Origin of the sequence: Gluconacetobacter asukensis (assembly GCF_014174375.1) — a bacterium.
In the GTDB taxonomy this organism is placed as follows: domain Bacteria; phylum Pseudomonadota; class Alphaproteobacteria; order Acetobacterales; family Acetobacteraceae; genus Gluconacetobacter; species Gluconacetobacter asukensis.
This window is the reverse complement of the sequence record NZ_JABEQE010000017.1, coordinates 15,050-38,567: the sequence shown is the minus strand read 5'-3', so window position 1 is coordinate 38,567 and position 23,518 is coordinate 15,050. Positions and strand designations below refer to the sequence as shown.

At 60.1% G+C, this 23,518-nt stretch carries 22 protein-coding genes and 2 pseudogenes; 17 read left to right on the top strand and 7 right to left on the bottom strand.

Going from position 1 to position 23,518, the window contains the following annotated elements:
* Positions 1–28: 28 nt before the first annotated feature.
* The 8 genes and pseudogenes from HLH35_RS16000 to HLH35_RS15965 all read left to right on the top strand — a co-directional run.
* On the top strand, positions 29–847 hold the full coding sequence (locus tag HLH35_RS16000) for an HpcH/HpaI aldolase family protein (RefSeq protein WP_182980098.1): 819 nt from the start codon (positions 29–31) through the stop codon (positions 845–847).
* A 49-nt stretch (positions 848–896) separates the two neighbouring features.
* Positions 897–2,396, top strand: a complete 1,500-nt coding sequence (locus tag HLH35_RS15995) for a CoA-acylating methylmalonate-semialdehyde dehydrogenase (RefSeq protein ID WP_182980097.1) — start codon at positions 897–899, stop codon at positions 2,394–2,396.
* A 138-nt stretch (positions 2,397–2,534) separates the two neighbouring features.
* Positions 2,535–3,956 (top strand): carbohydrate porin, encoded by a 1,422-nt coding sequence (locus HLH35_RS15990; protein ID WP_182980096.1) that lies wholly within the window; start codon positions 2,535–2,537, stop codon positions 3,954–3,956.
* A gap of 18 nt (positions 3,957–3,974) precedes the next feature.
* Positions 3,975–4,850, top strand: a complete 876-nt coding sequence (locus HLH35_RS15985) for a DoxX family protein (RefSeq protein ID WP_182980095.1) — start codon at positions 3,975–3,977, stop codon at positions 4,848–4,850.
* Positions 4,851–4,966: 116 nt separating this feature from the next.
* Positions 4,967–5,542 carry a GlcG/HbpS family heme-binding protein gene (locus HLH35_RS15980; RefSeq protein WP_246385158.1) on the top strand — a complete coding sequence of 192 codons (576 nt, stop codon included), beginning with the start codon at positions 4,967–4,969 and terminating at the stop codon, positions 5,540–5,542.
* 39 nt (positions 5,543–5,581) lie between these two features.
* Entirely contained in the window at positions 5,582–6,067 is a 486-nt protein-coding gene (locus tag HLH35_RS15975; protein ID WP_182980094.1) for a GlcG/HbpS family heme-binding protein, read from the top strand.
* Between the two features lie 282 nt (positions 6,068–6,349).
* Positions 6,350–6,670, top strand: a pseudogene (locus HLH35_RS15970) (integrase core domain-containing protein); the annotation flags it as partial.
* A gap of 46 nt (positions 6,671–6,716) precedes the next feature.
* Positions 6,717–6,869, top strand: a pseudogene (locus HLH35_RS15965) (IS630 family transposase); the annotation flags it as partial.
* A 15-nt stretch (positions 6,870–6,884) separates the two neighbouring features.
* On the opposite strand, the gene HLH35_RS15960 reads toward HLH35_RS15965, so the two are convergent.
* Positions 6,885–7,511: a nitroreductase family protein gene (locus tag HLH35_RS15960; protein ID WP_182980093.1), complete on the bottom strand. Its 627-nt coding sequence runs from the start codon at positions 7,509–7,511 to the stop codon at positions 6,885–6,887.
* Positions 7,512–7,891: 380 nt separating this feature from the next.
* Entirely contained in the window at positions 7,892–8,677 is a 786-nt protein-coding gene (locus tag HLH35_RS15955; protein WP_182980092.1) for an SDR family oxidoreductase, read from the bottom strand.
* A 142-nt stretch (positions 8,678–8,819) separates the two neighbouring features.
* Between HLH35_RS15955 and HLH35_RS15950 the strand changes: the two genes are divergently transcribed.
* From HLH35_RS15950 to cuyB, 8 genes are all read left to right on the top strand, one after another.
* The gene (locus HLH35_RS15950) at positions 8,820–10,364 is read left to right on the top strand and encodes an FAD/NAD(P)-binding protein (RefSeq protein ID WP_220790724.1); all 1,545 of its coding nucleotides are present in this window, start codon (positions 8,820–8,822) and stop codon (positions 10,362–10,364) included.
* 207 nt (positions 10,365–10,571) lie between these two features.
* Positions 10,572–12,137: an ABC transporter substrate-binding protein gene (locus HLH35_RS15945; protein ID WP_220790723.1), complete on the top strand. Its 1,566-nt coding sequence runs from the start codon at positions 10,572–10,574 to the stop codon at positions 12,135–12,137.
* Between the two features lie 25 nt (positions 12,138–12,162).
* Positions 12,163–13,191, top strand: coding sequence for an ABC transporter permease (locus tag HLH35_RS15940; protein WP_182980090.1), 1,029 nt, complete (start codon positions 12,163–12,165; stop codon positions 13,189–13,191).
* Complete coding sequence (locus HLH35_RS15935) at positions 13,188–14,060, top strand: ABC transporter permease (protein WP_182980089.1); 873 nt, start codon at positions 13,188–13,190, stop codon at positions 14,058–14,060. Before HLH35_RS15940 ends, HLH35_RS15935 begins: the two co-directional genes overlap by 4 nt.
* Entirely contained in the window at positions 14,057–15,664 is a 1,608-nt protein-coding gene (gene nikE / locus HLH35_RS15930) for a nickel ABC transporter ATP-binding protein NikE (RefSeq protein ID WP_182980088.1), read from the top strand. The genes HLH35_RS15935 and nikE overlap by 4 nt, the downstream gene beginning before the upstream one ends.
* A gap of 150 nt (positions 15,665–15,814) precedes the next feature.
* Complete coding sequence (locus HLH35_RS15925) at positions 15,815–16,756, top strand: N-carbamoyl-D-amino-acid hydrolase (protein WP_182980087.1); 942 nt, start codon at positions 15,815–15,817, stop codon at positions 16,754–16,756.
* A gap of 82 nt (positions 16,757–16,838) precedes the next feature.
* Positions 16,839–17,498 (top strand): aspartate/glutamate racemase family protein, encoded by a 660-nt coding sequence (locus tag HLH35_RS15920; protein WP_182980086.1) that lies wholly within the window; start codon positions 16,839–16,841, stop codon positions 17,496–17,498.
* The gene (gene cuyB, locus HLH35_RS15915) at positions 17,482–18,189 is read left to right on the top strand and encodes a cysteate racemase (RefSeq protein ID WP_182980085.1); all 708 of its coding nucleotides are present in this window, start codon (positions 17,482–17,484) and stop codon (positions 18,187–18,189) included. Before HLH35_RS15920 ends, cuyB begins: the two co-directional genes overlap by 17 nt.
* Before the next feature lie 87 nt (positions 18,190–18,276).
* On the opposite strand, the gene HLH35_RS15910 is transcribed toward cuyB, so the two are convergent.
* From HLH35_RS15910 to HLH35_RS15890, 5 genes are all read right to left on the bottom strand, one after another.
* The gene (locus HLH35_RS15910) at positions 18,277–19,326 is read right to left on the bottom strand and encodes a mandelate racemase/muconate lactonizing enzyme family protein (protein ID WP_182980084.1); all 1,050 of its coding nucleotides are present in this window, start codon (positions 19,324–19,326) and stop codon (positions 18,277–18,279) included.
* Between the two features lie 56 nt (positions 19,327–19,382).
* Positions 19,383–20,123 carry an amino acid ABC transporter ATP-binding protein gene (locus tag HLH35_RS15905; protein WP_182980083.1) on the bottom strand — a complete coding sequence of 247 codons (741 nt, stop codon included), beginning with the start codon at positions 20,121–20,123 and terminating at the stop codon, positions 19,383–19,385.
* A gap of 1 nt (position 20,124) precedes the next feature.
* The gene (locus HLH35_RS15900; protein ID WP_182980082.1) at positions 20,125–20,784 is read right to left on the bottom strand and encodes an amino acid ABC transporter permease; all 660 of its coding nucleotides are present in this window, start codon (positions 20,782–20,784) and stop codon (positions 20,125–20,127) included.
* A 10-nt stretch (positions 20,785–20,794) separates the two neighbouring features.
* Positions 20,795–21,568 (bottom strand): substrate-binding periplasmic protein, encoded by a 774-nt coding sequence (locus HLH35_RS15895; RefSeq protein ID WP_182980081.1) that lies wholly within the window; start codon positions 21,566–21,568, stop codon positions 20,795–20,797.
* Between the two features lie 135 nt (positions 21,569–21,703).
* Positions 21,704–23,125 carry an amidohydrolase family protein gene (locus HLH35_RS15890; protein WP_182980080.1) on the bottom strand — a complete coding sequence of 474 codons (1,422 nt, stop codon included), beginning with the start codon at positions 23,123–23,125 and terminating at the stop codon, positions 21,704–21,706.
* A 109-nt stretch (positions 23,126–23,234) separates the two neighbouring features.
* On the opposite strand from HLH35_RS15890, the gene HLH35_RS15885 reads away from it, so the two are divergent.
* Positions 23,235–23,501, top strand: coding sequence for a CBM20 domain-containing protein (locus HLH35_RS15885; RefSeq protein ID WP_182980079.1), 267 nt, complete (start codon positions 23,235–23,237; stop codon positions 23,499–23,501).
* Positions 23,502–23,518 lie beyond the last annotated feature (17 nt).

The window sequence follows — 23,518 nt, the reverse complement described above, 5'->3', positions numbered from 1 at the left end:
GCCGCTCCGACAGGTCAGGACAGAAATCATGAACAGGAACCCGATTCGGCGCATCTGGGCAGAGGGCGGGGCCGTGATCAACGGCTGGCTGTCGATTGCCAACCCGTTCTCGGCCGAAATCATGGCTTCCGCCGGCTATGATTCGGTGACCATCGACACCCAGCACGGCGCCATCGGCTACGAAGGCATGCTCGCCATGCTCCAGGCGATGCGGGCGTCGGGCGTGGCGCCGATGGTGCGGTCGACCTGGCTCGACCCGGCCTCGATCATGAAGGCGCTGGATGCCGGCGCCTGGGGCGTGATCTGCCCGATGGTCAACAGCCGCGCCGATGCCGAGCGGCTGGTCTCATACGTGCGCTATCCGCCCGGCGGCTGCCGAAGTTTCGGGCCGACGCGGGCGAATTTCGCGCTGGGCAGCGATTACGGGGCCGTCGCCGATGACGAGGTGCTGTGCTTCGCAATGATCGAAACGGCGGAGGCGATGGCCAATCTCGACGAAATCGTCCGCACGCCGGGGCTCGACGGCGTCTATGTCGGCCCAGCCGACCTGACGCTCGGCTTGACCGGGCGGCGCTACCGCACCGGCTTCGACCGCGAGGAGTCCGAGATGCTGGAGGTCATCCAGCGCATCATTGCCGCCGCCCGCGCGGCCGGTATCCGCATGGGGCTGCATAACGGCTCGGCCGCCTATGCGGCCCGCGCGATCGGCTGGGGATGTGATCTGGTCACGGTCTCCAATGATGTCCGCCTGCTCGTGCAGGCGGCGCAGGATTCCGTCGCGGAGGTCCGCCGGTTCGTCAAGTCGGGCGACGCTGGCGCGCCCGCCACGGGTTCGGCCTCCTATTGATCGGGCCGCGTGAATCCGCCCCCCACCCATGCAGTTCAGGAGCAGAGAGATGAGTACCCATACCATTCCCCACGTCATCGGCGGCCGGCATACAGAAGGCCACGGCACCCGCCGATCCGACGTCTTCAATCCCGCGACCGGCGAAGTCGCATGCCAGGTCGCTCTCGGGGACGCCGAGGACCTGGAGGCCGCGATTGCCGCTGCCCGGCAGGCTTTTCCGGCCTGGGCCGAAACCCCGCCGCTTACCCGGGCGCGGATCCTCTTCCGCGCCCGCGGCCTGATCGAGGCACGCAGCAATGATCTCGCCGCGATCATCACCGCCGAGCACGGCAAGGTGCTGTCGGACGCGAAGGGCGAGATCATGCGTGGGCTCGAGGTCGTGGAATTTGCTACCGCCGCGCCGGAGATCCTGAAGGGCGAATATACCGAGCAGGTCAGCCGCGGCATCGATGCCTGGACCATGCGCCAGCCGCTGGGGATCGCCGCCGGTATCACGCCGTTCAATTTTCCGGTGATGGTGCCGCTGTGGATGGCGCCGATGGCGATCGCCACGGGCAATTGCTTCATCCTCAAACCCTCCGAACGCGATCCCTCCGCCTCGGTTCTGCTTGCCGATATCTTCAAGGAGGCCGGGCTGCCCGACGGCGTGTTCCAGGTCGTCCATGGCGACAAGGACATGGTCAACGGCATCCTCGAACACTCGGCCATCGCCGCCGTCAGCTTCGTCGGCTCGACGCCGATCGCGAAGCACGTGTATGCGACCGGGACGGCGGCCGGCAAGCGGGTGCAGGCGCTGGGCGGTGCCAAGAACCATGCCATCGTCATGCCGGATTGCGACCTGGAGAAGACCGTGGACGCGCTGATCGGCGCGGCCTACGGCTCGGCCGGCGAGCGGTGCATGGCGATCTCGGTCGCGGTCGCCGTCGGCCCGGTTGCCGACCCGCTGGTGGCGATGATCGCCGAGCGGGCGCGGACATTGCGCGTTGGCCCCAGCACCGACGAGGCCAGCGAGATGGGGCCGGTCGTGACCGCCCAGCATCGCGCGAAGATCCGCGCGCTGGTCGATTCCGGCGTCGAGCAGGGGGCGACGCTGGTCGTCGACGGGCGTGACCTGGTGGTGAAGGATCATGCAGGCGGCTTCTTCATCGGCGGCTCACTGTTCGACCATGTGACGACGGAGATGGAGATCTACCGCGAGGAGATCTTCGGCCCGGTCCTGTGCGTGATGCGCGCGCCCGATTTCGAGACGGCGCTGAAGCTGGTCAATGGCAGCCCCTATGGCAACGGCACGGCGATCTTCACCCGCGATGGCGACAGCGCTCGTGCCTTCACCCACGGGGTCACGGCCGGGATGGTCGGCATCAACGTGCCGATCCCGGTGCCGATGGCCTTCCATTCCTTCGGCGGCTGGAAGGATTCGCTGTTCGGCGATCATCACATGCACGGGCCTGAGGGTGTACGCTTCTTCACGCGCATGAAGGCAGTGACCCAGCGCTGGCCCACGGGCATCCGCAGCGGCGCGGAATTCGCCATGCCCACGCACGGGTAAGGGGGGCACCGGATCAGCGCGGCCTGGCAGACACGGGCTGGAATCCTCCCGCCCATAACGGAAATCATCCGCATGGCATGAAGACGACACGCACTTATCAAGAAATCTGAAAAAATAATAAAAATACGAGGTTTCTTCATGGTCAGCCGTGCTGATACGGTCGGGCACATCCTGCATGCAAGGCGGGCGACGCGCTTTTTTCCCGCGTTCGTCCTTCTCGTCGCGGCCATGATAATGCCGGCCGTGCGATCATGGGCCCAATCGACGAATACCGGCCCCGGCGCCCTGCCGGAAATCCTCAATGCGATTCCGCCGGAATCCAATTATCCGCCGCCTCCGCCCGTCACCCATCTTTTGCAGGGCGAGGCGGCGCGCTGGCATGATTCCCTTGCCAACAAGGGGGTCAACCTGCTGATCGACGACTGGTCCGAATTCGCCGGCAATCTCTCGGGCGGCACCCGCAAGGCGCAGGATTTCGCGGGCCAGGTCGCGGTCGAAGTCGATCTGGATTGGGACAGGATCCTGCATATTCCCGATTTCACCACCACCATCACCGCCGTTCAACGCCATGGAAGGCGCCTGTCGACCGATGCGTTGCAGGACGGCATCGTCAACCCCGAGCAGATCTATGGTGGCGGTGGCAATGTCGTGATCCATCTGGTCTATTTCTACGCCCAGAAGAAATGGATGCATGGACGGGTGATCCTGACGATGGGCCGCTACGCGCCCGGACCGGATTTCGATTCGAGCCCGCTGCAATGCCTGGTCATGGGCCAAGCGACATGCAGCCAGCCTCGGGCGACGACCCTCACGGACGGCTATTCCTCCTGGCCGGGCACCGCATGGTCCGCGATGCTGCGCGTGCGCCCGACAGTGCCGACCTACATCACCTTCGGCGCCTATGAAACCAGCCCGATCAAGGGCGGCACCGCCGGCACCGACTGGGGCGGCGACCACATGACGGGCGTGACCCTGGCCTTCGGCGGCGGTTACGAGCCAGTCTTCGGCCCGCATCGCCTCAACGGGCATTACAAGGCCGGCATGTTGTGGGATTCCTCCCCCCACGCCTACAACGTGCCGGCGGCTGACGGCGTAACCCGCTGGCGGCACGGCCAGATGATCAGCTATATCGCGTTCGACCAGATGGTGCTGCGCAACGGCCACTATTCCGACAGCGGCGTCATCGTCCAGGGCGGTTATACTCATGTCACATCCGCGATCTCCGTGGTGTCGGACCAGGCCTATGTCGGCCTGCTGGATGTCGGGCAGTTTCCCGGCCGGCCGCGTGACGCGCTGGGGCTGACCTGGTCCACCCTTCGCTATGGCCCCAACGTCAAGTCGATCTGGCAGCCGACCGCGACCAGCTTCACGCCCGATCCGCTTGTGCCCGACCTGCCGCTGCTTGCCAGCCACGAGGCGATCTTCGATGCCACCTACAATTTCCACCTCAGGGACGGCGTCGATATCGCGCCGGATTTTCAGTATTTCTGGCGACCGGGCGGCTCGGGCCGCGTTCCCAATGCAGCGATCCTCGGCGTCAACTTCCACGCCATCCTGTGACGTTCAAGAGAAAAGACAATGTCGCTGAAAACGCATATCCCGCCTTCGTCATTCGTGGCGCTCCGTCCGCGCTTCGTGCCCTGCTGGCTGCTGTGGCCGGCGCTGGCGGCATGCGGCGGCGCGATGGTCTATTCCTCGTTCGTCGATCCGGTGATTCCGGATTTCGCGCGCCTCTCCACGATCGGGCTCGACGGGCTGGCGCTGCTTGTCGCGATTCTGGTGATGCCGAGACATTTCATCGTCGGCTTTCTGGGCTCGATGCTGCCCTTCGTGATCAGCTGGCGGGTGGCGGCCATCCATGGGTCGGTGCCGGGCATGGCCAGTTCCACGATCGCATTCCTGGTTTTTTTCGTGCTGTACGTCGATTGCGCCGTTCATGACTGGGCGGCCTCTCGCGTGTCCGGATCGGGCAGCCTCATGCAATGGCAGGTCGCGACGATCCGCATATATTTCGGATTCGACATGGTGGGGCATTTCGCGGAAAAACTGTTTGCAGGATTTCATTCCTTCCATCACATGGCGCAGCTTTTCATCGGCTTTGGCCTGCCGTCGGGGGGGCTGGCCGTGATCGCGGCCGGATTATGCGAACTCGCGATCGCGATCGGCGTGGGGATGGGGGTGCTGACCCGCGCGGCCGGCGTGGGCGGGGCGGTCTATTATCTGATCGCCAATCAATATGGCCGTCATTTTGGGGATGGCTTCACCTGGAACAATGCGCCGGTCGGGGGCTGGGAATATCCCATGCTCATGATCGTGCTGTTCGCGAGTTTTTCGATGGCCGGTGCGGGAAGACTCTCGATCGACGGCTGGCTGATCGCGCGTGGCTGGATGCCGCGCTTCCTGCAGCCGCTCTGCGTGCCGGCCGCGCCGGATCATGCGCGGCAGGATTCGTGAAAACAGGTGATGATGTCTTATCACATGCATGAGAGGTTTCGTTGTTCCCTCTCTGGGTGGTTTGATATCTTCGGGAAGTATAGTAAAGACTATCAAGTAAACTAGGTAAAAGTCTTTTGACTGGCGGACGTTTTTATTTTCGGCGCCTGTGTGTTCGCGCTGCGATCGAAACGTCATCAGGGTTCACGAATAACAATCAGAATAAGGTAACCCGTGACATGAAGTGGATGTTTACAGTTCTCGCCGCGCTGGCGTCCTTCAGCGCCCCGGCGCTCGCTCAATCGTCATCGACGGCCCCGCAGCTCAACATCACCACCGAGGCGGCGCTGAACATGGCCCATTACGCGGTCGGGCTTGCCGAGAGCCGGCATCTCAAGCTTTGCATAGCGATCGAGGATACCGACGGAAATCTCGTCGCCTTTACCCGGATGCAGGGCGCGTATGCGGGCTGCGTCGAGGCCTCGATCGCCAAGGCGAAATCGGCGGCGCGGTTCGCACGGAACACGATCGAATTCTTCGATGCCGCGCGAGCGCAGAATCTGCCCATCGGTTTTGTCCCCGGCATCCTGCCTTCGGCAGGCGGCGCAGTCTTCAAGCAGGGCGATGTGGTCGTGGGTAGCATCGGCACCAGTGGCGACACCAATGAGAATGAGCAGGCTCTCGTCATCGACGCGGCCAAGCATTTTCACTGACGCGACATAGTTCCCACCATTCCTGTATCCGGAGTGCACATGAAAATCAGACATCTCGGCCCCCTGGCCGTTCTGGCGCTGTTCCCCGCCTTCGCGGCGGCCCATGCCGATGAAGGCAAATTGCTCACACGGGCGATTCTCAGCAGCGAGGGTGCGAAAAGTCTGCTGAATGCCGCGGAGGCCGACGCGAAACAGCGCGGCATGCGGGTCAGCATCGCGATCGTCGATGGATCGGGCCGCCTGCTGGCCTTTACCCGCATGGACGATTCCCAGACGGGAACGGACGAGACCGCCATCAAGAAGGCGCGGACGGCTGCCCTGTATTCCTCGCCCGGCAAGGAGTTCTCCCAGCGCATCAAGCAGAACCAGGCCTTCCTGATGACGCTTCCCGGCATTACGGCGGTGCCGGGTTCTCACCCTGTCATGAACGGAAAATATCTCATCGGCGCGGTCGGCGTCAGTGGCGCCACCGATGATCTCGACGATGCCGTGGCGACCGATAGCGCGACCAGTTTCCGGCCGTAAGTAGCCTGACCGGAAATGCGCGCCGGCGGCGCGTCCGCCGCGCGTTTCTGGTGCTCCGATGTGGCACCGTGCCGGAGCGCACTAGCTGAATCGTCGCGTATCGCGATGAACGGTGAGGCGTCGAGCCCTTGCCGGACTCCACGTTCTTCGGCGCGGGTGCTTCCCTGACTGATCTGCCTCTGTGAAACTGGTCCGGTTTGAGTGTCAGTCTTTTTGGCGAACTTTCCTCATGAAGGGGAGTTCACGGGATGAAGACGAAGCGGTTCAGCCTGGAGCAGATTATGGGCTTACCATCACGGCGTTCGCATGGATTTTTCTCGTCCCGGCAAGCCGACCGACAATGCCTATATCGAGACGTTCAACGGTAAGCTCAGGGATGAGTGCCTGAACCTGCACTGGTTCGGCTCGATCGCTGAGGCCCAGCGCCAGATCGAGGCCTGGTGCCGGGACTATAATGAGAGCCGTCCTCACTCGGCTCTCGACCACACGCCACCGGCAGAATATGCTGCCAGGGCAAAAATCTTGCTGGCCCCCATGGGGCCAGCAAAGCTGGAGACTAACTCTCGATCCGGACCACCGTCGCCAAGCGTTTCACAGCAGTGAATTCCATCTTACCCAATGGACCACCCTGAAGGGGGGAGGCACCTCACTGCGCGCCAACTGGCTGTCCAATACCGTCTTCGACAGCATCGATCACATCATCGACGCCGCCTGTTTCGCTTGGAACAATCTTGCCGCTGCGTCTGATACCATCCGATCCATCGGACTCAGAAAGCGGGCTCACACAGGTCAGTGCCTATAACGTTGGTATAATCGCTTATTGAGCCTTTCGATAAGGATTTTCTTGTCCTGCAAATGTACCGTCGTATATTATCTCATCCAACGCAACGCGCATGGATGGCTTTTCTCGGACGGCGAGGTCGTCGGGCAGCATACTGAGGGCACCTTGCTTGCCAATCGCGATTGCGGTTTCCAGTGCAAAAGAGTCCGGGAGTTTCAAACCGGCATGAGTTTCTTCGATATTGCTGACACCACTCATGGTATGGGCGGCCCATCCTGCATAGGTCGCCTGCAGGAGTATCAGCATGGCAGCTGCTCCAGCATCATAGGAATGCGTTCTCGAAAAGACGGGATCGGGTGTCATGCGCGGAATCATCGTCTTGCACGAAGCAACATAAACCAGCGCGGATGCCGATTTGGCCCAGCGCTGATTGACGGGCTTCAGCCAGGAGAGAAAAAGATCCCAGTTCTCCGTACCGCGTCGCGCATACATAAAACGCCAGGGCTGCGAATTGTACTGTGATGGCGCCCAGCGCGCAGCTTCGAGAATTGCGCGCAATTCTTCATCGGAAATCAAAGCATCTGTAAAAGACCGTGGCGACCAGCGCTCGACGATCAAACGCATGATTGAGGGGCTCGCAAGGCGACGATCAGTGTGGACCATGATGATACATATCCTGATGTTGAAAAATATTTACTATTACATGAGTTTATCAGAACGGTTGCGGGAGGATGCCCGTCGGATAGGCTAGCGCCGTCATGGATAGATTGCACTGCGTATGCGTGCTGCCCTTCTTCCGTTTTGCCAGCCGCTCACGCCACTTCATGACATATCTTATACAAGGATAAGGCGTGGGCCGTGGAAAGAAAAGGACGGCTCTGATTACGATATTCGCCTGACTATATAATCTTATTATAGGAATGAGAGGGTGGTGGGATATAAAGGATGCAAGGAAATTTTCATCGGAAACCGCAAAGAATAATTGAGGATTCTATTAAGGGGTCTGCAGGACATTCGGTCACGCATTCATGCCATGTCGATGATTAGATACTTCTGATCATGCCACCATCAACGCGGATCTGTGAGCCGGTAATGTAGCCTGCCTGCTCGCTGGCGAGGAACGTCACCACGGCAGCGAATTCCTCCGGTCGGCCATAACGAGCGGCCGGAATCGTCCTGCATGACAATGCGGCGGCCTCTTCTACCGAAATGTTCTGACGCTGTGCGGCGAGTGCGTCGAGTTGGTCGACGCGATCGGTATGAATGCGGCCGGGAATGACCATATTGACCGTAACGCCCTCACTCGCGACCTCATTGCTCAATGTCTTCGACCATCCACCGATTGCCGAACGGATGCTGTTCGACAGGCCGAGGTTGGGAATGGGCTGGATGATGCCGGATGACGCCACCGTCAGGATCCGTCCCCATCGCCGGGCGCGCATGGGCGGCAGCAGGAGGCTCGTGATCTGGAAAATCCGGGTCGCCATCATGTCGAACTGCGCAGCCCATATTTCCGGCGTTATGGCTCTGATCGGGCTCGGCGGCGGTCCGCCGCTATTATTGACCAGAATATCGGTCCCACCCGTGACGGTGATCTGCTCCACAGCGGCGGCGATGGATGCCGGTTCGGAAAGGTCGAGCGGCAAAGGGGTTACGCGTTCCTGCTGTTCCGCGGGAAGCCTATCACGCCAACTGATGATATCATCCGGCTGGCGCGAGGTTGCGTAGACATGGACCCCCTCGGCCAGAAACGACAAGGCGATGGCGCGCCCCAGGCCGCGACTCGCACCCAGCACGACAGCTTTCTTCCCGTGAAGATTGAGATCCATGTCCGGCCTCCGGCAATGTTGCGACCAAATTATCTGGATTTCTTATGAATCATATCGAAGTATTCTTTGCCATCTGTCAATGGCGATGCCGCTTGCAAGATGACTTGTGGCAATTGATTTTTAAAATGCTCGCAGGCCATTTTTGATAGAGGAATCCGCCAATTCCACTTGCAAAACATTCTACCCTTCTTCTTCCTGTCGTAACGGTGTTATTACGGTGCGACGGGAGGCCTTATTGGGCGATATGCTTGATTCTGAGGCGGGAAAACGGCTGGAAGCGTTGACCCGTCGTGCCCGCGACGACCTGGCCCGTATCTCTCATCCGAAACGGTCGTGGGTTCTGCCGCTGAGGGGGCCTGATGAGGCCATCATGCTCGATGTCCTCATCGTCGGGGGCGGCCAGAGCGGCATTGCTGCCGCGTTTGGCCTGATCCGGGAGCATGTGACCAATATTCTCGTCGTCGATCAGGCGCCTCGCGGCATGGAGGGGCCATGGCTGACTTACGCCCGCATGCATACATTGCGCAGTCCGAAAGATTTCACGGGTCCTGATCTCGATATTCCGGCACTGACATATCAGAGCTGGCACGAGGAAAAATTCGGACCGGATCATTGGGGGACCCTGCACCTGATTCCCCGTCGGGATTGGGCCGAATATCTTCTCTGGTTGCGTGACACGGTTGGGGTTCCCGTGTGGAATGAGACATGTGTGGTCGATATCCAGCCTTATAACGATAGTCTGGCCGTCACGCTGCAGCAGGCGAATGGTCGGATTCAGACGCGCTATACACGCAAGGTTGTTCTTGCAACCGGACAGGAAAGCCTCGGTCGTTGGTCCATGCCGGATTTCCTGCGGGACCTGCCGGAGCATCTCAGGGCGCACGCCGCCGATGCCATCGATTTTTCTGCCTTGCGCGGCAAGTGCGTCGCCGTGCTCGGGGCCGGGGCGTCGGCGTTCGACAACGCGGCGATGGCGCTGGAGGCTGGTGCCGCGGAGGTCCACCTGTTCTGCCGCCGGGCGGCGCCTCAGCTTGTGCAGCCTTATCTGTGGTTGACCTTTACCGGATTTCTGCGTCATTTTTCCGATCTGGACGACACGTGGAAATGGCGGTTCATGAATTATATTCTGGGCCTTCGTGAAGGGTTTCCGCAACCGACATGGGACCGATGCGCACGCCACGCCAATTTCAAACTCCATACCGGTGCATCGTGGCACGGAGCGCGCGTCGCGGGTGAGGGTGTGGATCTGGATGTTCCACAGGGTGTCTTTCATGCCGACTTCGCGATCTGCGCCACTGGTATAGAAGTCAATCCAGCCTGTCGCCCGGAACTGGCGCGTTGCGCTGACAATATCGCGACGTGGGGCGATCGCTTTTCTCCGCCGGAAGAAGAAAAAAACGACCGGCTGGCGCGTTTTCCCTATCTTGGCAATGATTACGCATTGCAGCCAAAAGAGATCGGGCGGACGTCATGGCTGCGTCACATTCATCTTTTCTCGATTGCCTCGACCATGAGCTTCGGTCCGTCCGGATCGTCCATCAATGCGATGAAATTCGCCATTCCGAAACTTGTGGCGGGGATAACGGGGCGGCTCTTCGCTGACGATATCGAACAATACTGGCAGTCACTGTGTGATTACGATATCCCCCAGGCCGAAATGCGTTGGCCGGCAGGACATCCGGACTAGGGCTTTCCCGAGGCCGGATCTGGCGTGTTTTATCAGTCTGGGAGGATCTGCCCGTTCCAGAATGACGTTGCAGCGTGACATCTGGCGGGTGAGAAGATCATGAATCGGCGAGGTGTTTCGGCGCCTGGAAAGGGGAACGCGATGACCCAGGTCATAGATCGACGGAGCGTTCTGGCTGCCCTGTCCCTGCTTGCTGCGGGTGGTCCGGTGACGCTGGCGGCTTCGGCCGCGCGCGCGCGGGTCGGACGCACGACGATGCGGCATGTGACTGGCGGATCCATCAACACGCTGGACCCCACGATGCTGGGTTCTACACGTGAGTCTTTCGGCTTGAGCATGAGCGTTTACGATCGGCTCATGACGTTCGGGCGCAAGCCCCTCGCGGACGGCATGTGGACGTTCGACCCGGAGACGTTGCGCGGTGAACTGGCGGAGCGATGCGAAGTCAGCGACGACCAATGCACGATCACCTTGCATTTGCGGCCCGATGCCGTCTGGCATGATGGGACGCCTGTTACGGCCGAGGATATCAAATGGTCCTTGGATCGGTGTGTGCAGGGACATTCGCTTGCGGTTCCGCAATTCACGAGTGGGTCCATGACGTCGCCGGACCAGTTCCGAATTGTCGGCGAGCATATGATCCAGATCACGTTGCCGAAGCCCGATCGGCTGGCGGTTGCGAATCTGGCGATGCCTTATGCCATCATGATCAACAGCCGCCTTGCCCGCCGTTATGCAACGCACGACGATCCATGGGCCCAACAATGGCTGCAACATAACACAGCCGCCGGCGGGGCCTATCGCGTGGACAGTTTCCGCCCGGGCATCAATGTCTCGTTGACTCGTAACGATGCCTGGAAGTCGACCGCCGATGGTTCGCGCCCATTCTTCGAGCATGTGATCAGCCAGACAGTGCCTGAAGCAACGGCGCGGGCGAGTCTGGTCGAGCGCGGGGATGCGGATATCGCCATCGACCTTCAGGCTTACGATATCATTGCCATGGCGATGCGCAAGCGCGTCAAAATCTCCTCAATCGTCCAGAGCAATTGCTTTACTCACCTGGCTTTCGATACGCAGCGCGCGCCATTCGATAACGTTCTTGTCCGGCGCGCGATCGCGGCGGCGCTGCCGTATGACGATATGTTTGCGGCCTGCCTGTTCGGGCGTGGTCAACCGCTCTATGGCGCGCGATGGCATGATGTCGCACCGGACATCTCGTTTCCACAATCATTGCCGCTTGCCACCGACCTGCCACGCGCGCGTGCCTTGATGGCCGAAGCCGGCTACCCGCAGGGGTTCGAGACCACATTTTCGTACACGACCAGCCAGACGACAACGGCCGAACCAATGGCGGCGCTGGTGCAGGAAGCTCTCGGCAAGATCGGGATAAAGGTTCGGATCGACAAATTGCCGGATGCGACCTTCAATACGATGCAGGCAAAGCGTGAGTTGCCATTCTATACCGATACCGGCGCGGGTTGGATCGAACGGACCTATTATTTTTTCTATCTGTATTTTACGCGGGATCAGAGGTGGAATTTCTCCAACTGGCGCAACATGCGCATGGTCTCCCTGATCGAAAAGGCGCGGTTCGAAATCGATGAAGCCGCCTATGAACAGGACTGCCGTGACATGATTTCCCTTCTGATCGATCAGGTTCCCCTTGTCATGCTCTGGCAGCCGAAGATGGATGCCGTTTCCAGTTCGGATATGGAGGGATTTACCTATCAATATTATAGGCAGGTCGATTTTCGTACCTTGAGCAGGGCATGATGACGTACGCTCGGGGAATCGCGCGATGATCAGCAGGGCGGGAGCGACCCGCATCGGTCTACGCATCGTGGCGGCGGTTCCCGCGCTGCTGGGTGTGATTCTGTTCGCGTTTATCATGATGCGGGTTCTGCCCGGTGATCCCGCGGTATATTTTGCTTCCGGCCCAAATGCCGGGCAGGCTGAAATCGATGCATTGCGGCACAAAATGGGTTTGGACCAGTCAATGCCGCTCCAGTTTCTGCATTATCTGGAAGGACTGGTGAGAGGCGACCTGGGAAATTCGCTGGTGACCGGACAGACGGTTACGCAGGATATGCGGGAGCGCCTGCCCGCTTCACTGGAGCTGACATTGACGGCCTTGATGTTCAGTCTGGTGATCTCCCTCCCGTTGGGCGTGCTGGCGGCGTGGTGGGCCGGGTCGATGTGGGACCAGTGGGTGCGTGCGTTCTGCTCGCTGTGTTTTTGCGTGCCGCCCTTCGTATCTGGTATCCTGCTGGTGTATCTATTCTATTACATGTTCGGTCTGGCGCCGGACCCAACCGGCCGCATCAATATTTTCACGCCGCTTCCCCACCGCGTGACCGGCATGTTGCTGATTGATTTCGCACTGGCCGGAGATTGGGCGGGATGGCGACAGGCGGCGGAGCAATTGATTCTGCCGGCAACCACAATGGCCTTGTTCGTGATAGCGCCGCTGACCCGCATGACACGGGCGGCGATGCTGTCCGTCGTCAATTCCGACTTTATTCGTACGGCGCGCGCTATGGGGTTGCCGACCTGGCGCATCGTCATCGTCTATTCGCTGCGAAACGCGCTGATGCCGGTGCTAACGACGATTGGCATCGTCTTTTCCACGATGATGGGCGCCAATGTGCTGGTGGAGAAGATCTTTTCCTGGCCCGGTGTTGCGTCCTACGCGCTGGATGCGCTGGTTGCATCTGACTACGCGGCGGTACAGGGCTTCATTCTGCTGATGGCTTTTCTGTTCGTCATGGTGAATCTGGTAATCGATCTGTTATTGAGCGTCCTCGATCCCCGGGTGACGGTAGAATGACGACACAGTCCACCGGCCGGCAGGAACGTGCAGGCCTTTCGACCGCATTACGGTTCGCGCGGGAAAACCCAGTCACGCTCTTCGCGATGTCGGGACTCACCCTGATCGTCATTCTGGCGCTTCTGGGACCCGTGATCACCCGTTACGACCCTTTGGCGTCGGACGTACCGCATGCGCTGCGTCCTCCAGACGGCATGCACTGGTTCGGCACGGATGAACTGGGGCGTGACGTGTTCAGCCGGGTCCTCGCAGCGGCACGTCTTGACCTCGCGATCGCCGTCTCAGCTGTGGGGCTGTCGATGGCCGTCGGTGTGACCGTCGGATGTTTCAGCGGATATCATGGTGGCTGGCTGGACCGGATCACCGGACGGATCGTGGATGTTCTGACCGCCTTTCCGTTGTTTGTCATGGCGATGGCCCTGGTGGCTGTCCTGGGCAACTCGGTCGAAAATCTTGTTTATTCGACGGCGATCATCAACTTTCCGTTCTATATCCGTATTGCACGTGCCGAGGTCGCCGCGCGCCGTCAGCTTGGCTGGGTAGAGGCTGCCCACGTCTCGGGCAACGGGCCGTCGCGCATTGTCCTGATGTTTCTGCTGCCTAACATCATGCCGACGATCGCCGTACAGGCTTCCCTGAATCTGGGCTGGGCAATCCTTAATGCCGCCGGCTTATCGTTCCTGGGGCTCGGGATTACGGTTCCGACTCCGGAGTGGGGCATCATGGTGGCTAATGGCGCGCATTTTATGTCATCGGGTCGTTGGTGGCTGGTTGTCTTTCCGGGTTGCGCCCTGATGGCAACCATCCTGTGTTTCAATCTTATGGGTGACGGTCTTCGCGACCTTCTGGATCCGAGGACACGGGCATGACGCCGCCAATCCTCGAAGTCGAAGACCTTCGTGTCAGCTTTACGTCGCCACGCGGGGTATCCGAAGTCCTGCACGGTATTTCCCTCTCGCTGCAACGGGGCCAGATTCTGGCGTTGGTGGGCGAGAGTGGCTCGGGAAAGTCCGTGACTGGCCTGTCGGTCATGGGGTTGTTGCCTCGGCAGGCATCCATCACGCGCGGATGTATCCGCTTTGATGGTCGGGAGATTACGCACCGGGTGCCGCGCGAATTGCGGGGCGCGGGTATGGCCATGGTTTTTCAGAACCCGCGTGCGGCCCTGAACCCGACACGGCGGATTCGGAACCAGTTGGCGGATGTCATCCTGGCGCATGAAAAGCCCACAGCGGCGGAATTGCATCGGCGGTTGGCCGAGTTGATGGAGCAGGTCAGCATAGCCGACAAGGCCCGGTGCCTGGCGGCCTATCCGCATGAACTGTCCGGGGGGCTGTGCCAGCGGATCGTGATCGCCATGGCCATTGCGTGTTCGCCGGATCTGATTATCGCGGATGAACCGACCACGGGCCTGGACGTGCTGACCCAGAAAGCCATCATGGACCTGCTACTGGATCTGACGCGTGCCCGCGGGATGTCCATGATCCTGGTGACGCATGATCTGGGGATGGCGGCGCAGTATTGCGATGACGTCGCCGTCATGAACAAAGGCTACATTGTCGAGAGCGGAAGAGACCCGCACGCGCTGTTTCTCGATCCGGGCGATGCCTATACCAGGCGTCTTGTCAATGCCTGTCCGACGGAACAGTCCAGACTGGGCCCGCAATCCGTATCGGTGCCACCGGCTTCCGCGGCGCCTCTTCTGGACGTTCGGAACCTGGTCAAGACATACGGTCGGGATTTTCGTGCCGTGGACGATGTTTCCTTCACGATCGGACGCGGGGAAAGCCTCGGCCTGATTGGTGAATCGGGGTCTGGTAAAAGCACGATTTCACGTCTTGTCAGCCGGCTGATCAATCCGGATGGGGGACAAATCCTGTTTGGCGGGCAACCGATCGGCCAGATGCCGGCCGATCATTTCTATCGTACGCCGTTGCGCCGCCAGATCCAGTTCGTTTTCCAGGATGCGGCCGGCAGCCTCAATCCACGTTTTACCGCCTTCGATGCGATTGCTGACCCGATACGCCGTCTTCAGCAGGGCGAGACGTCTGAACTGGGGGAACGCGTGATCGCATGCGCTCGTTCTGTCGGGTTACCCGAGGGCTTGCTGAATCGTTATCCGCATCAGATGTCCGGTGGACAATGCGCGCGGGTCGGCATCGCGCGGGCGATCGCGGTCGACCCGCAATTGCTGATTCTTGATGAGCCGACGGCGGCTCTGGATGTTCTGGTTCAGGCGGAAGTGCTGGCTCTGCTGGAACGGCTGCGGCGCGAAAAAGGCATGTCCTATCTCTTCGTCAGTCATGACCTGCATGTCGTGCGCATGCTGTGTTCGCGAATGCTCATTCTACGTCACGGAAAAGTCGTGGAAAGTGGGAGTTGCGAAGAGATATTCCGACAGCCCAGGGATGCTTACACGATTGATCTTCTTTCCGCGATTCCGCATTTCCGGCCGACCGGAAATGGGGCCTGAGGCGACAATCTTATAACCATTACAAATAGGGTTTGAGATTTCTTTATAAGATACGTGATTGAGAAAGCGCGCGTATCTTATTAAATAATAGAACAAATTCTTGAAAACATAAGAATATTGTTTCCACCATGAATATGGATGCAAAAGAGAATGAGCCGCGTTATCCGAATCGCTGCGGCCCAGATGGGGCCCATTCCAAAGCGGGAAGCCAGGGCAGAAACCCTGTGTCGATTGATTGCGCTGCTGGAGAAAGCTGCTGAACGCGGTGCGAAGCTGGCGGTGTTTCCCGAGCTTGCGCTGACGACGTTCTTTCCCCGCTGGTTGATGGACGGGGACATCCTGGACAGTTATTTTGAGTATTCTATGCCCAATCCCAATGTCCAGCCCCTTTTCGACAGGGCGAAGGAGCTTGGGATCGGATTTTATATCGGCTACGCCGAAATGTCTCCTGAAGGGCAACGCTTCAATTCATCGATTCTGGTCAGCCCAGAGGGTGAAATTATAGGAAAATATCGCAAGGTTCACCTGCCAGGATCGGTGGAGCCGCGTGAAGGCGCCCTCTACCAGCAGCTGGAAAAGCGCTATTTCGAGTACGGGGACATGGGCTTTCCTGTCACACATGCCGGGCCGTCTTTGGACGAAGCGATTATCGGCATGCTGATCTGCAATGATAGGCGCTGGCCGGAAGCCTGGCGATGCCTGGCGATGCAGGGAATGGAATTGTTGTGCGTCGGATATAATTCAGCCGCCTACGATCCGAATGGCGGCGATACCGAAAGCGCCGAGCTCAGGACATTCCATGCCCAGCTCGTCGTGCAGGCCAACGCGTATATGAACGCGTGCTGGGCGGTTGCGGTGGCGAAAGCGGGCAGTGAAGATGGTTCGGGCCTGATCGGCGGGTCCTGTATTGTCGATCCCAACGGTTGCATCGTCGTCGAGACCAAGACTCTGGAAGACGAAGTGATTGTCGCTGACTGCGATCTGGATTTGTGCCAGCAAGGCAAGTCCAAGATGTTCAATTTCGAGGCCCATCGCCGCCCGCAGTGGTATTCGCTGATAACGGAACAGACGGGCGTTGTTATAAGGAAATGACACCGGCGGCCGGTTTTGGCCGTTCCGTACAGTGTGGCTGCAAGCTGTGAAGGAGAGTGTCATGTCCGATCGCGATAGAATATTGGTCATCAATCCGAACTCGTCCGATTGCGTGACGGAGGCGATCGACCGGGAGGTCGAGCCGTTTCGCCGCTATGGCGATTTTACGATCGATGTCTGCGGCACGCCGGGGGCGCCGCCCGGGGTGTCCTACCAGACGGATGCCGATGTCATCGGCCCGATGGTCCAGGCGACCATGGCGCGCGAGAAAGCCAGCGCCTATATCATCGCATGTTTCAGTGACCCCGGCCTGCTTGGTGCGCGGGAGAAATTCGATGATGCGATCGTCATCGGATGCGGCGAAAACGCTATCTTCCAAGCCATGACAGACGGGGATCAGTTCGGGATCATCTCGCTGTCGATATTCTCGACCCGACGGCAGCGTCGGAAAGTCAGGATGATGGGGGTTGCGGGCCGGTATGTCGGCAGTCGCGGCATCGATTCCAATGCGGTAGAGGCCACGTCGCCCGAATTGCTGGACCGTATGGTTCGCGCAGGACGGGAATTGGTGGATCTTGGGGCCGACATCGTCGTGACAGGTTGTGCGAGCATGTCGCACTTTCGCGAACCGCTGGAGGACAGGCTATCCATTCCCGTTATCGATCCGGTGGGGTCGGCGGTGTCTGCGGCGATTGGTCGATGCATTCTGAAAAGAAGACACGGTCGTGCATCTGCCTCCTAAGCTGGTTGGCGTTCTCGGCGGGATGGGGCCGGCGGCCACCGTCGATTTCATGCAGCAGGTGATCTGTTCCACGACGGCCTCCTGCGATCAGGATCACGTGCCGTTGCTGATCTTTTCGGATCCCACGATTCCTGATCGCAGCCGGGCAATCATTGATGCGATGGCGCCCTCTCCGGTGCGGATGTTGTGCGATCACGCGGCCCGGCTTGAAGAAGCCGGGGCGACGGCCCTGGTTATTCCCTGCAATACCGCCCATCATTTCTATGAACAGATCGCGGGCAGCGTGACGATTCCGGTTCTGCATATTGTCGATGCTGTCTGTCAGGAACTGGATTGTTTCCCTGGTCTGTCCGAGCGCGATGTCGCGATCATGGCAACCGCGGGAACGCTTCGCTCACGCTTCTACGAAGAACGCCTGGCGCGGGCGGGCTATCGGTTGATGGTTCCGACCGATGAAGAACAGGCGGTGGTTAATGAGGTGATCAGGCTGATCAAGGCCGGGGAGATCGCGGCAGCCAGGGTGCAGGTTCTTACGGTCGTGCGCGATCTGAAGGCGCGCGGGGCGGGAGTGGTTATCCTGGGATGCACGGAACTGCCACTGATCCGCGACGTGATCGGTGAACTCATCTCTTATATCGATTCCACCGATGCCCTGGCCAAGGCCTGTCTGCAGTACGTTCGATCAAGCTGATCGCCGCCGCCATCATCCGCCCGGAAGAATCCGACCCGGAAGTAACAAATCCTGTGCGCACCGCTCTCGGAGAGCGGCGCCATCCGGTCATAATCCGTTCTGATATGGTATCAGGAATTCCGACAGCGCCGTGAGGTCGGGCCGGATCCCCCAGCCAGGGATGTCGGGAAGGGTGACGACGCCATGGCGATGTGCCGTCACATCGGTGAAATAGGCCTCCCAGATCGCAAATTTGGAGACGGGCCATTCCACGAACCAACTGTTCGGAGTCGCTGCCAGCCAGTGCGTGTGCATCACGACGTTCAGGGGGGTGGTAAAGGAGTGGCTGCAGACGCGTGGAACGTGGCATGCAGCGTCCCGGGCGGCTAGAATGCCGCAGCGGGTAATATCGGCCTGCAGAATGTCGACCAGGGGAGCGATGCGCATCAGGCCGGGCAGGCCGCATTCGCCTTCGCCCGACGCAATGGGCACAGGGCTGGCGACCTTCAGGCGCGCCTGCCCCAGCAGATCGTCACGGTCCAGAGGCTCCTCGATCCATCCCAGGTCGAAGCGGGCAAAAGCGCGGGCGCGCGAAAGGGCGGTCTGTTCGTCGAAAGCCTGCGCGGCATCGACCATCAGCGTGGCGTCGGGCGCTACGTCACGGGCGGCTTCGAGGAAGGCTACGTCACCGGCTTCGGATTGGCCGAAAGGGGGCCAGCCCAGCTTGTGCGCCCTGAAGCCCAGTTTCCGTTCGGCCATGATGCGCCGTGCGGTCAGTTCAGGCGTCGCCGCGACTTTATCGCTTGCATAACAGGGCATGCTGTCGCGCGCATCCCTGGCCAGCAGGCGGGAGACAGGCAGGTCGGCACGCTGGCCGGCCAGATCCCAGAGCGCCAGTTCAGCCGCAGCGATGGTCTGCATGACCACGCCATCCCGGCCGATCCATTGCGTCCCTTTTTCCATTCGCCGGCGCAGCGCTGGAATATCCGTCGTATCTTGTCCCAGAAGAATGGAGCGTAAACCCTGGCACGTCACATGTGTCAGGGGCGCATCGACGACGGCACGAGACAGGTAGGGGCTTCCATGGGCCTCGCCCCAGCCTTCGCGTCCATCTTCGGTGACGATGCGCAGCAGGAAACACTCCTCGTTCCTCGCCATTCCGGTTCGGGACGAAGGAAGTCGAAACATCAGGCCATCGATGGCTTCAATGCGGCTCATGAAAGGTGAGCCCGTTCGAGGAATGCCCGGCTACGGGCTTCCCTGGGAGCCGAAAAGAAATCCTCGGGCATCGCGTCCTCAACAATCTGGCCGTCGGCCATAAAAATAATACGATCCGCGACGCGGCGGGCGAAGCTCATTTCATGGGTAACGACCAGCATGGTGGTGCCGGCGGCCGCCAGCCGTTCCATGACGCCGAGGACCTCCTGCACCATCTCCGGATCCAGGGCGCTGGTCGCCTCGTCGAACAGCATCACGCGCGGTTCCATGGCCAGGGCGCGTGCGATCGCGACACGCTGTTGCTGGCCGCCCGACAATTGTCCGGGATATTTTGCCATGTGCGCGGCGAGGCCGACCTGGTCCAGCAGATGCTCCGCCTGCCGCCGCGCCTGGGACAGGGGCGTTTTCAAGATCGATGTGGGGCCGATCATCACGTTTTCTAACGCGGACAGATGCGGCCAGAGGTTAAAGGACTGGAATACCATGCCGACCCGGCGGCGCAAGGCAGTCAGATCGCGGCTGCGGGTATGCGTGCCGATCACCAGCCCGTCGACGCTGATTTCGCCGGCAGAATGCCGCTCCAACTGGTTTACGCAGCGCAACAGGGTCGATTTTCCCGCGCCTGATGGACCGATAAGTGCCGCGACCTGTCCTTCTTCGATGTCGAGCGACACGTCCTGCAGCACCGGGCGCGATCCGAACGTCTTGCCGACATTCCGGAAGGTGACAATGCTCATATCATTTTACCGTATAGTAATTAAGGCGGCGTTCCAGCCATGTCTGGGCGATTTGGAGCAGGGTGGTCATGAAAAGATACAGCACGCCCGTCGCGAGCATGACCTCCACCACCTTGAAGGTCACGGAATAAATGCTTTGAGCCGTCTGCATGAGGTCCGGTACGGCAATCACGGAAACCAGGGAGGAATTCTTGATCAGCGTGATAGCCTGGCCAATATAGGGCGGTAATGCAGGCCGTAGCGCCTGAGGAAGCACGATCTTCCATAGAGTCGTGGCCGGTCCCATGCCGATGGCGATCGCGGCCTCTGATTGCCCGGGGGGAATGGACTGGATCGCGGCGCGAAAGATTTCGGAAAAATAGGCTGCGGAATTGAAGCCCAGTGCGAGCACGCCAGCCAGCCACGGATCCAGTCTGAGCCCCGTGAGCGGCACGGCATAATAAAGTGCGAACAATTGTAGCAAAAGCGGCGTGCCGCGTACAAGCCAGACATATGTCCAGGCCGCCGTGCCCAGCACCCGAATCGGTGAAAGGCGCAGCAATGCGACGCTAAGGCCGAGAATGGTGGCCAGGGAGAGTGAACACAGGCTGATTCCCATGGTCTGGCCGCATGCACGCAGCAGGCGAGGCATGATGATCGCGATAAAGTGCCAGTCAATCATTCTCTGTTGCTCAATTCCCAAACCAGCGTTCAGACAGAATCTTGGCCTGACCGTCATCCTGCCGTGCCTTGATCTGGCGGGAGACCGCCTCGGCCAGTTCCGTTGCGCCTCTCGGCAAGATCATGGCGATCGGCTGCGGGTTGATCGAACGCCCGACGACCTTCAGGGGAAGCTGTTGCGTCTTGATTGCATACAGTGCCCCGGCCCGGCCCACCACGCCCGCGTCCAGTCTGCCGGCCATCAGATCCATTATGATGTTCGGCAAGCCGGGATAGGACCGCAATGTTCCGGCACGGGCCATAGTCTCGGCCGTTGCCTCCAAGATGCTGCCGGACGCCGTGCCCACGACGAGACCGCGCAGATCTTCGATTTCCTTGATGGCCGTATTGTCCTGACGGACCATCACGGCGACCGAATCCGACGTATAGGGGATGGAAAACGTAAAGTTTGCCGCGCGCTCGGGCGTGATGCGCACCGCGCTCATCACGCCGTCGTATTGGCCTGCCATCAGGCCGGGCAGGATGCCATTCCAGGAAAGGTACGAAAACCTACTTTCCACCCCCAGGCCCGAACAGATCAGCCGCGACCAGTCGATATCGAACCCGGCAAGAGCGCCATCCGGACCGACGAAATTATAGGGAGCATCCGCGCCCGTCGTCGCGATCCGCATATACCCCTGCTTGCGGATCTCATCGAGCGTGGGCGCAGCCGCCAGCGCCGCGCGAAACGGCATGCAGGCCACGCTGGCCATTGTGCCGATCATCAGGGAGCGACGACGAATCATGGATCCTCCGATAGATTGCAAGTTCTGCGCCGGCGCGTCTGCCGGCCTGCTGTCCCTTGGGTCACACTACGCCCGGTTTGTGGCAGGACGTCCAGCGGTCCGTACGCGGCTGGTGCGTCACTGTGCGCCACGATATCAGATGCGTCCATTCACGCGATAGAACGGTTCGGTGACGTCCAGGTAAGAGAGCATGTTTCGATGCCACGCGTGGAAATAGGGCCGAAGGGCCTGGAGACCCGCCGTCCGCTCGGGCGTCGCCGCCTTGGCCTCGTGATGCTTCACATAGTGCCGGATTTCCGCGTACAATGCTTCGACATCCAACGTCTTGAACTGGCGGTTGCAGATCACCACACGTCCATCCACCACGACGTCCGTCACGTCCTGTCCCTTGGCACGCCACAGGAGGAGGTCGGAAATCGCCAACCTGTCCGATGTCCAGGGATCGTGCAGCATGGATGCGGAGTCGAGCACGATGACATCGGCCGGCGCGTTGGCATGCAGTGTTCCGTGCTGCGGAACGAAGCCCAGTGTACGCGCGGCGTTGGTCGTGCCCATCGACAGGATCTGTGCGGAGGTCAGTGGCGGCATCGTACCCAGGTCGAAGCCCGGCACGCGTGAGAGCATGGCCGACATCCGCAGTTCCATGAACGGGTCGTCATCGTCGTTCAGCGACTTGTCGTCGAGCCCCAGGGCGACATTGATACCCTTCTGCATCATGTACCAGATCGGAGAAATGCCGTTGCGGACATGAAGATTGCACGATGCATGATGAGTCGTGCTGGCGCCCCGGTCCGCCATAATCTCGATGTCGCGTTCCGAAAGCCAGACCGCATGACCCAGCGTCGTGTTCGGGCCGAGCACCCCAAGCCGGTCCAGATGTTCGACAAGCGAGCAGCCGAACGTCTTGATGCTCCACGCGCGTTGATGGGGGGTCTGCAACGTATGAATGTGGATAGGCGTTCCGCCGCCCGCGTTGGCGCTGTCACGAATACGCGTGAAGAATTCGTCCGTCGTGCCATGGGCCCAGGATGGCCCGTGCAGCACGCGGCTCATAGGACCGTCTTCCGACTGCTTCAGCGTGTCGAACAGGGCCATATAGTCGTCGGCGATCTTCCGGGCATCGTACCGGGTCATGGGCGCCACGAACGCATGAAGCTCGGAGGGCAGAGTTTTCAGGAACTCGGCCTCGTCGATGCAGAAGCGGTTCCGGTCCCGGACGGCGGGCGAATAGGCCAGCCGAATGCCTGATCGCCGGTAGCTTTCGATCGCCAGGCGGGCATTTTCGAGCGCCCTGGGGCCTTCGTCGTTCCAGCCGGTATGGTGGATGCTGGTACAGCCCATGCGCAGGTGGCGGACGGCCGACAGCGCCGCACACAGGTCATTGGGCAGATAGACCATAGACGACCAGTCCAGGAAAGCGTTTTCCAGATAATCGTATAGAACGCCCTTCTGGATCGGCGACAGGCCCCGTCCGTGCGAATGGGCATCGATCAGCCCCGGCATCACGATGGATTCCGGACCGCCGATGACTTCGGCATCGGGATACTTGGCACGCATGGTTGTCCAGGAACCGATTTCCTGAATCTGCGTGTCGGAGACACAGACCGCAGAATCCGAAACGATTGTCGTGGCGTCAATCAGAATGTGTCCGCCTCTGATCAGTATCATGATTCCATCCATCCAAAAAAAATCGTTCGCGGCGCCGATTGCCCTTATGCGGCCAGTCAGGGAGTTCGAAAGAGAACAAAATATCGAGAATAAAGACTTGTTCAGAAACGGTTTCGTCGTGGCACCGGACGACAGTCCCCGCGACGTTGCCTGCCTGAAGTCGGTCTCCAGTCTGTGCCTGATATCCTGGGCCACGCAAGAGGCCATAACGCTTCGTCCTGACAAGAAGCCTATCGAACTCCATCGCGGAGTTAAAGCACCGTGAAAGCCGTGGTTTTCACC

What these genes read in the sequence shown, in the direction of transcription:
- HLH35_RS16000 (WP_182980098.1), top strand. Translation starts at nt 29, where the DNA reads ATGAACAGGAACCCGATTCGGCGCATCTGGGCAGAGGGCGGGGCCGTG.
- HLH35_RS15995 (WP_182980097.1), top strand. Translation starts at nt 897, where the DNA reads ATGAGTACCCATACCATTCCCCACGTCATCGGCGGCCGGCATACAGAA.
- HLH35_RS15990 (WP_182980096.1), top strand. Translation starts at nt 2,535, where the DNA reads ATGGTCAGCCGTGCTGATACGGTCGGGCACATCCTGCATGCAAGGCGG.
- HLH35_RS15985 (WP_182980095.1), top strand. Translation starts at nt 3,975, where the DNA reads ATGTCGCTGAAAACGCATATCCCGCCTTCGTCATTCGTGGCGCTCCGT.
- HLH35_RS15975 (WP_182980094.1), top strand. Translation starts at nt 5,582, where the DNA reads ATGAAAATCAGACATCTCGGCCCCCTGGCCGTTCTGGCGCTGTTCCCC.
- HLH35_RS15960 (WP_182980093.1), bottom strand. Translation starts at nt 7,511, where the DNA reads ATGGTCCACACTGATCGTCGCCTTGCGAGCCCCTCAATCATGCGTTTG.
- HLH35_RS15955 (WP_182980092.1), bottom strand. Translation starts at nt 8,677, where the DNA reads ATGGATCTCAATCTTCACGGGAAGAAAGCTGTCGTGCTGGGTGCGAGT.
- HLH35_RS15940 (WP_182980090.1), top strand. Translation starts at nt 12,163, where the DNA reads ATGATCAGCAGGGCGGGAGCGACCCGCATCGGTCTACGCATCGTGGCG.
- HLH35_RS15935 (WP_182980089.1), top strand. Translation starts at nt 13,188, where the DNA reads ATGACGACACAGTCCACCGGCCGGCAGGAACGTGCAGGCCTTTCGACC.
- nikE (WP_182980088.1), top strand. Translation starts at nt 14,057, where the DNA reads ATGACGCCGCCAATCCTCGAAGTCGAAGACCTTCGTGTCAGCTTTACG.
- HLH35_RS15925 (WP_182980087.1), top strand. Translation starts at nt 15,815, where the DNA reads ATGAGCCGCGTTATCCGAATCGCTGCGGCCCAGATGGGGCCCATTCCA.
- HLH35_RS15910 (WP_182980084.1), bottom strand. Translation starts at nt 19,326, where the DNA reads ATGGCGAGGAACGAGGAGTGTTTCCTGCTGCGCATCGTCACCGAAGAT.
- HLH35_RS15905 (WP_182980083.1), bottom strand. Translation starts at nt 20,123, where the DNA reads ATGAGCATTGTCACCTTCCGGAATGTCGGCAAGACGTTCGGATCGCGC.
- HLH35_RS15900 (WP_182980082.1), bottom strand. Translation starts at nt 20,784, where the DNA reads ATGATTGACTGGCACTTTATCGCGATCATCATGCCTCGCCTGCTGCGT.
- HLH35_RS15895 (WP_182980081.1), bottom strand. Translation starts at nt 21,568, where the DNA reads ATGATTCGTCGTCGCTCCCTGATGATCGGCACAATGGCCAGCGTGGCC.
- HLH35_RS15890 (WP_182980080.1), bottom strand. Translation starts at nt 23,125, where the DNA reads ATGCGTGCCAAGTATCCCGATGCCGAAGTCATCGGCGGTCCGGAATCC.
- HLH35_RS15885 (WP_182980079.1), top strand. Translation starts at nt 23,235, where the DNA reads ATGATTCCATCCATCCAAAAAAAATCGTTCGCGGCGCCGATTGCCCTT.